Source organism: Mycobacterium sp. IDUB_19 (assembly GCF_055419445.1).
Genome location: NZ_JBVAXR010000074.1, coordinates 1 through 7,078, shown reverse-complemented (window position 1 = coordinate 7,078; position 7,078 = coordinate 1). Strand labels below are relative to the sequence as shown.

Genomic DNA, 7,078 nt, shown 5'->3' with positions numbered 1-7,078 from the left:
GTCATAGGGGTGTTGGGCTACCTGCTGACCTTGACGATCGCGGTCCTGTCGCCCGCCGTCTGGGCGGCTCGGGGCGCTCGTGGTCTCGAGCGGATCGTGGTTTTCGTGGCATGCGGCGCCGCGGCCGTGCCGGTGTGGTCGGTGATCGATAGGGCGAACTCGGTCGGTTTCTTGGCCCCGGTCGGCCTGGTGTTCCTGATCGCACTGGTTCGGCAACGGTGGGGACTCGTCGCGGTGATGGTCGTGCTGGCTGCCCTGTTGAAACCGCAGTTCGTTGTTCTGGCGATCGTGCTGTTCGCCGCCCGCCAGTGGCGGTGGGGCGGCATCGCCATCGGCGGCGCCGTGGTTCTCAACGCCGCCGCATATCTGTTGTGGCCGCAGGACTTTCCGCACACCATCATGCAATCGGCTGCCAGCACGCTTGGCTACGGAGGCGGCAGCGTCGGGGCTTTCGCTACCTCAAACGTCTCGTTCAGCAGATCGCTGCTGTTGGCGCCCGACATTCTGATGTTCATGCAGACAGGCGGCAAAATGCCCGACGGCTACCTGGCCGGTCCACGAGCGCTGATCGGGTACGTGATCCTCGTCCTTGTCGTCGTCGCCGTGCTGGCTCTTGGCCGGCGCATCCCGCCGGTCATGGCGGGCATCGTGCTGCTGGTTACCGCAGCCCTGTTCCCCATGATCGCGATCAGCTACTACTTCGTGTTCGCATTACCGATCGCGGCACTACTGGTGCGCGATCCAGACGCGCCGCCGGGCTCGGGGATCTTCGAGCGGCTAGCGACTGTCGCCGGCCGCTATCGTACTGTCGGCATCTGGGTGAGCCTGTCAACGGCGCTCACCATCGCGACAATCGCTCTGCCGAGTCCGCCCATGCAGGTGCTGCTGTATCGCAAGGACGGCCCGCCGATACAAGAGCTGACGGTGCTCACCACGGCGACGCTGGTGCCGACGCTATGGCTCGTGACGCTGGCGGTCATCATCGTCACGTACGCGCGCAAGCCGGCTACCGATACGTCGACGGACGCCGCAGCAACACCGATGTCGCCTGAGCCTGCCTCCACGACCACGACCACGACCACGACCTGATCCGCATCCCGCGGGCGGCCCCTAGGTGCGCGACGTCTCGTCTTGAGCGTCGGCGGTGTGAGTGTCGGCGGCGCTGCGTCGGAACGAAAAGTACCGGTGGCCAACATAATTCAGCAGCAGGGTGGGCAGGAAGACGATTGCTTGCGCCGGAATACGGTGCACGCCGAGTTCGACGAGCCCTGTCAAGGCGACGGCGTTGATGCCGAACGAGGTGAGGTAGACGCTCTCGAAACGCACCAGGTCGCGCAGCACGTGGCCGCGAACGCGGAACACTAATCGGCGATGCATCACGAACGCGAATAGCACGCTCAATACATGCGATACGCCGACCGTCACCAGCGACCCGGCGACCGTGCCGAATCGGCGGTCGGTGACGTGGCCAACAGTCTCCGAGCAAGCGACAAAGAGCCCGAATCCGACGATGGTGTTGATGCCTCCGACCAACAGAAATGCCACGCGCTGGTCGTGGACGAGCCGGATCAGCGGCCCCGGCGGTGCCGATTCGGGCGGCAGGTCGAATTCAGTCATTCGGGGTGATCTGCTCCGGGATCACCGCAGGTGCGTCTGCGTGCATGCCACTCGCAGTCACTCGGGGACGCGCCCCGCGAATACCATCTCGGCGCCTGTGCCGTCGTCGGCGCCCTCATAAACCTCAGGCTCGAAACCTGCCTCGCGCACGTAATCGATGATGTCGCGCCCGAATTCGGTGAATGCCAGCATATCGACCCCGACCGGTATGTAGCGGTAAGCGCCACTGCCCCTACCGTGGTAGAGGGCCGGCATCAGGTGCTCAATCTCGCCGTCGTCGCCTATCCGGGCCCGTACTTCCGTGGTCGCGCGCATCCACAGGACCGGCACGGTGAAGATATGGCGCCCTCCAGGCCGTAGCACCCTCCGCGTTTCGGCCAGCGCGGCCCGGAAGTCGGGGACATGCTCCAACGTGTCAGACGACAGGACGATGTCGAAGGCAGCATCGGGGTAAGTCAGGCGACAGATGTCTTCGTTGCGGGCACCGTCGATAACCTCGCCCAGGCGATCCGGTCCCCGGTAGTCGGAGAACGCGAGCCGCGGCAGCCGCCGCAGCAAGGCGTGCAGCGATCCGAGCGAGCCGATTGTGTTTATCTCGGCGACGTCGAGCTCGCGGAACGCGGGATCCTCGACCAGTTCAGCAAACGACCCACACCCGCGTGGACCGTAGAGATCGACGAGAACCTCGGCGATCCGTCGCACTCTCCCGTTGCTGCAACAGAAACGGCAGAACGTGCTTTCGCGTCGCGTGTAGGCGCGCGACACGCTGGGTTCAGCCCAAAAAGCGTGCATTTCGTCTGGGATGGTCCAGGAATTGAAGGCGAAAGTGGTATCGGAGCCGCAGGCCACGCAGCGGCCGGCCTCGTCGGCCCGTCGGTCGCGCAACGGGCGCAAGTTAAGCAGCACAGGCCTCCCCAACCGGGCTTTCACAGCGGTCAGGAGGCTCATCTCGGCAATGCCCCCATCGGAGCAGGCTGACCGCAAACGAGCTGGGTCTCAGCCAGGTTCCTCCTCGACACCGCAGTCTCATATGCCGGCACAGCACTGAAAGTTATCATGTCTCGTACTCCAGTTGCAGCAAACGATGTTCGCGGTGTCGGCACATCTTTGCAATATCCGGGCGACTACCGGGGATATGCCGCACGATATGCGAGAAGCCTGGCGGCAGGATAAGTCAGGAACTAAGTTACAGCCCGTGACCCACAGCTGGTTCGATTATCGGGGCGGTTCGACCCGGCCGTAACCCCGTCCAATTCGGCCTGGCCAAGCAGCAGGAGGCAATGTCTTGACGCCATTGGTGTCGGTCGTCGTGCCGGTGTATAACGGCGTCGCGTTCGTTGATGCGACCGTGCAATCGATCTTGGCGCAGACTTTCCGCGACTTCGAGCTGGTGGTTTCCGACAACGCATCGACCGACGGTACCTGGGAGGCCCTACAGCGTTACACCGACGACCCCCGGGTCCGTTTGACTAGATTGCCTTCCACCATCCCAGGACCGGAGAACTTCAACCACGTCACCGGTCTCGCCACTGGCGAGTTCGTAAAGTTGGTCTGCGCCGACGATGTGCTCTACCCCGATAACCTCGAGGTGCTGGTCAGGGAATTGACCGCGCACCCGTCCGCGGTAATGGCTGTCAGCTCCAAAGACGTCATCGATGCCAGCGGAAGGATCGTGCTGCGGAACCGGGGATTGGCCGGACTACGCGGTGAAGTCTCCGGCGCTGAAGCTATCCGGCACAGCGCGCTAGCTGGCACCAACATCTTCGGCGAGCCGCCGTCGGTCTTGTTGAGACGCACCGCCCTGCTCGCAGCCGGTGGTTGGGATCCCCGCTTCCCATACCTCCTGGATCTGACGACCTTTTCCGCGGTGTTACTTCAAAGCAATGGCTCTGTCGTCGCAGTTCCCCGGTCGCTCTGGGCATTTCGCGTCAACGCATCTCAGGCGAGTGCGCGGATGCAAATACAGACCCAGGCCAGTCAGGTCATCGACTTCTTCCGCGCGTTGGCTGCTGAGAACCCAGGGCTGCTCGATCGACGGTGCCTGCTGATCGGCAGCATTCGAGCACGTTTGAACGCCGTCGCACGGCATGCGGTGTACCGCTGGCTTGGCCGGCGGATGCGACCCAGTGCCGTCCCGGCTGGCAGCCCGCACGGCGCGAGCACGATACGTTAATTGCTGACCGCACTCTGACACGGCGATGACTGTTAGATGACCGTAATCTTAACCGGAGCAACCGGATTCGTCGGAAGGCAGATTCTGCATAACCTCCTGGAACGGGGCTGCTCGGTGAGGGTTCTCGTTCGAGATCCGTCAAAGTTGCGCGGTATCCCGGCAAGTCGAGCTCTAGAGGTGGCACAGACGCCTGACTTATTTGCAGAGTCGACCAGCCGATTGGAAGAGTTGCTCAAGGGTTCGGAAACCTTGCTGCACGCAGCTTGGTACGCAGAGCCGGGCAAATACCTCACGTCGCCACTGAACCTGGCATGCCTTTCCGGCACACTCAATCTCGCCTCGGCATTCGCGGCGGTGGGGGGCAAGCGATTCGTTGGTGTCGGAACCTGTGCGGAGTACGACGTGTCCGCAGGCCTAATGACGATTGATACCCCTTTGGTTCCGAATACTTTGTATGCCGCCTGCAAAGCATCGGCTTTTCAGGTCCTTAGCTGTCTTTTCGGACCGGAGGACATGACCTTTGCGTGGTGTCGGATCTTTTACCTGTACGGGGAAGGTGAGGATGAGCGGCGGCTGGTGCCGTACATTCGCGGACAACTGGAAGCAGGGCAAGAAGTGCTGCTCACGCGCGGCGATCAAGTCCGCGATTTCCTCGATGTCAAAGACGCTGCTCGGATGATCGCCGATGTAGCGCTGGGACAACAGCAAGGCGCGGTAAACATCTGCTCAGGTGAAGGGATGACGGTCCGACAACTGGCCGAAAAGGTTGCCGACGAGTACGGTCGGCGCGAGCTGCTGCGTTTTGGAGCGAGGCCGGAGAATAAATTCGATCCACCGCGGGTCGTCGGGGTGCGACAGGGCGTGTGATGAGTGTGGCGATCTCCCGAACTGAATGCAGGGTGGCAGTAGTGCTCTACCGCACCTCGAGCTCGGTGATCGATGGCTTGGTGTAAGCAATACGGGGCTTCACAGGAAGCTCAATTCCGGCACCACGGTCACGAAACTCGCGCCTCCCTCGGCAAGATCCTTCAACTGCGTCCGCACTTCTTGGGCGATGTTCCTGGGCAAGATCACCACGTAGTCTGGCGAATTTTCCCACAATGCCTCGGGCGGGAGGATCGGAATATGGCTTCCCGGCAGGAATTTCCCCTGCTTGGATTTGGCGGCATCACATACGTAGGGCAGCAAGTCCGGCCTGACACCTGCGTAGTTCAACAAGGTATTACCCTTCGCGGCGGCTCCGTAGGCCGCCACCCGCCGGCCGGCGCGCTTCTGCTCGATCAGGAAGGCCAACAGATCGTCCTTCACCCGATCCGCACGCTTCTGGAATTCGGTGTAGGTCTCCAGCCGGTTCACCCCGAACTCGTCCTCGCGCGCGAGCAGGGCATCGACGCGATCGGTAGTGGCGATGGCCGCCTCGGTGTGGCAGCCATACACCCGCAGGCTGTTGCCGTGCGTTGGCAGTTCCTCGACATCCCACACTCGCAAGCCGGCTGCGGAAAAGATGCGGGCCACCGTGGTGAGCGACAGGTAAGAGAAATGCTCGTGGTAGATGGTGTCGAACTGGGTCTGTTCGATCAATGGGACGAGGTGGGGAAATTCAAGTGTGACAGTGCCTTCGGGCTTCAGCGCGGCAGCCAATCCGCGGGTGAAGTCATTGATGTCGGGCACATGCGCATACACGTTGTTGCCCGCAATCAGGTCCGCCGACCGTCCTTCACCAGCCAGTCGACGCCCCAATGCTTCGCCAAAGAATTCCCGCGTGACGGGGATTCCCAGCGCCTCGGCAGCCTCGGCGGTGCTCGCCGTCGGCTCGATGCCCAGGCACGGGATACCTGCTGCCACAAAGTTTTTCAGTAGATAGCCATCGTTGGAGGCCACCTCGGTGACAAAGCTCTCGGCCCCAAGCTGCAAGCGCTCGGTGATCATGCTTGCGTACGCAGACGCGTGCTCGAGCCAACTGCTCGAGGTGCTGGAGAAGTAGGCGTAGTCCGCGCTGAACAATTCCTCGGCGCGGGCGTAGTCCTCGGTCTGCACCAGCCAGCACCGGTGGCATACGTTAACGCGCAGCGGGTAGTGCACCTCCGGGTTAGACAGATCCCCGGCATGCAGGTAGGCGTTCGAGGGGGGCGCGAAGCCCAGGTCGACAAAGCTGTGCTCCAACGCCATGCCGCAGTGTCGGCATTTCATAACACGACTCCGGTGAAATCGGCATTCAGCAGCGGATGGGAAAGGTCACGAGGGGAAAGATCCTGTGGCGGCAAAGGCCACGCGATGGCGAGCCGTGGGTCGTCGTGACGTAGCCCGCCTTCGGAAGGCGGGTGATAGAACGCCGTGTGCAGATAGAGCAATTCGCTTTCGGATTCCAGGACCTGGAAGCCGTGGGCGAAACCTTCTGGGATGACCAGCATTTGGGCGTCGTCTTGTGCCAGTTCCTGGGCGTGCCACTGCAAAAACGTGGAGGATCCCGCACGCAGGTCGACCGCGACGTCCCAGACCAGCCCGCGTAGGCACCGGATCATCTTCATTTCCGCGTGCGGTGGGCGTTGGAAATGCATGCCGCGCACGGCTCCGGCGCGGCTGGTTCGGGAGTGATTGATCTGCACAATCTGGCGCCGGCCCAGCACGGGCTGCAGTTCCTCCGCGCAGAACAGGCGGGTGAACGCGCCGCGGTCATCGCGATGCGGCACTGACTGCACGAGCTTCAGATCGGCCAGCGGGGTGTCCGAGATATTCATGCCGTCGCCCAACCCAGGCCCGCGTTGACTGCATCGGCGATGTAGGCGCTCAGTTCCTCGACGCTCGGCAACTCACCCGATTCCAGCAACACGCGATACCAGTCGGCCGTGTGATGGATCGCCTTTTCAAGATTCCAGACCGGACGCCATCCCAACTGCATCCTCGCCTTGGCGCTGTCGAGTTGCAGCAGGCCCGCCTCGTGCGGCTGTGGATCGGAGGTGACCTGCCACCGAAGCCGCGGCCAGGTGCCGGCAAGCTGTTGAAGTACCTGCTCTACCGTCCGGTTCCCTTCTCCATCGGGACCAAAGTTCCACGCATCGGCGCAAGTCGCATCGCCCCCCAGCAGTCGCTGGCCGAGCAGCAGATACCCACTGAGGCAATCCAACACATGCTGCCAGGGTCGCGTGGCGTGCGGCGAGCGAATGACCAGCGGTTCGCCGGCGGTCACCGAACGCACCAGGTCGGGAATCAGGCGGTCCTCAGACCAGTCGCCACCGCCAATCACGTTGCCGCCCCGGGCGGTTGCGAGCAGCGGGGCCGACGGCTGTT

7 protein-coding genes and 1 pseudogene are annotated in these 7,078 nt (G+C 62.7%); 3 read left to right on the top strand and 5 right to left on the bottom strand.

Features of this window, described 5'->3' with window-relative positions:
• On the top strand, positions 1–1,089 hold a 1,089-nt coding region (locus ACZY0B_RS26280), incomplete at its 5' end, for a hypothetical protein (RefSeq protein WP_463767169.1).
• Positions 1,090–1,110: 21 nt separating this feature from the next.
• Here ACZY0B_RS26280 and ACZY0B_RS26275 read toward each other — a convergent pair.
• Together ACZY0B_RS26275 and ACZY0B_RS26270 are read right to left on the bottom strand one after the other, a co-directional pair.
• On the bottom strand, positions 1,111–1,617 hold the full coding sequence (locus ACZY0B_RS26275; protein ID WP_463767168.1) for a GtrA family protein: 507 nt from the start codon (positions 1,615–1,617) through the stop codon (positions 1,111–1,113).
• Positions 1,618–1,674: 57 nt separating this feature from the next.
• Entirely contained in the window at positions 1,675–2,319 is a 645-nt protein-coding gene (locus tag ACZY0B_RS26270; protein ID WP_463767167.1) for a class I SAM-dependent methyltransferase, read from the bottom strand.
• A gap of 583 nt (positions 2,320–2,902) precedes the next feature.
• On the opposite strand from ACZY0B_RS26270, the gene ACZY0B_RS26265 reads away from it, so the two are divergent.
• Positions 2,903–3,790 (top strand): glycosyltransferase family 2 protein, encoded by an 888-nt coding sequence (locus tag ACZY0B_RS26265; protein ID WP_463767166.1) that lies wholly within the window; start codon positions 2,903–2,905, stop codon positions 3,788–3,790.
• Between the two features lie 36 nt (positions 3,791–3,826).
• A complete protein-coding gene (locus ACZY0B_RS26260) occupies positions 3,827–4,657 on the top strand; it encodes an NAD-dependent epimerase/dehydratase family protein (RefSeq protein WP_463767164.1) in 831 nt (276 codons plus the stop codon).
• A gap of 99 nt (positions 4,658–4,756) precedes the next feature.
• Here ACZY0B_RS26260 and ACZY0B_RS26255 read toward each other — a convergent pair whose 3' ends face one another.
• The 3 genes and pseudogenes from ACZY0B_RS26255 to ACZY0B_RS26245 form a co-directional block, all read right to left on the bottom strand.
• The gene (locus ACZY0B_RS26255) at positions 4,757–5,980 is read right to left on the bottom strand and encodes a class I SAM-dependent methyltransferase (protein ID WP_463767163.1); all 1,224 of its coding nucleotides are present in this window, start codon (positions 5,978–5,980) and stop codon (positions 4,757–4,759) included.
• Positions 5,977–6,528, bottom strand: a complete 552-nt coding sequence (locus ACZY0B_RS26250) for a dTDP-4-dehydrorhamnose 3,5-epimerase family protein (RefSeq protein ID WP_463767162.1) — start codon at positions 6,526–6,528, stop codon at positions 5,977–5,979. Before ACZY0B_RS26250 ends, ACZY0B_RS26255 begins: the two co-directional genes overlap by 4 nt.
• Positions 6,525–7,078, bottom strand: a pseudogene (locus ACZY0B_RS26245) (CDP-glucose 4,6-dehydratase); the annotation flags it as partial. The pseudogene ACZY0B_RS26245 and the gene ACZY0B_RS26250, both read right to left, overlap by 4 nt.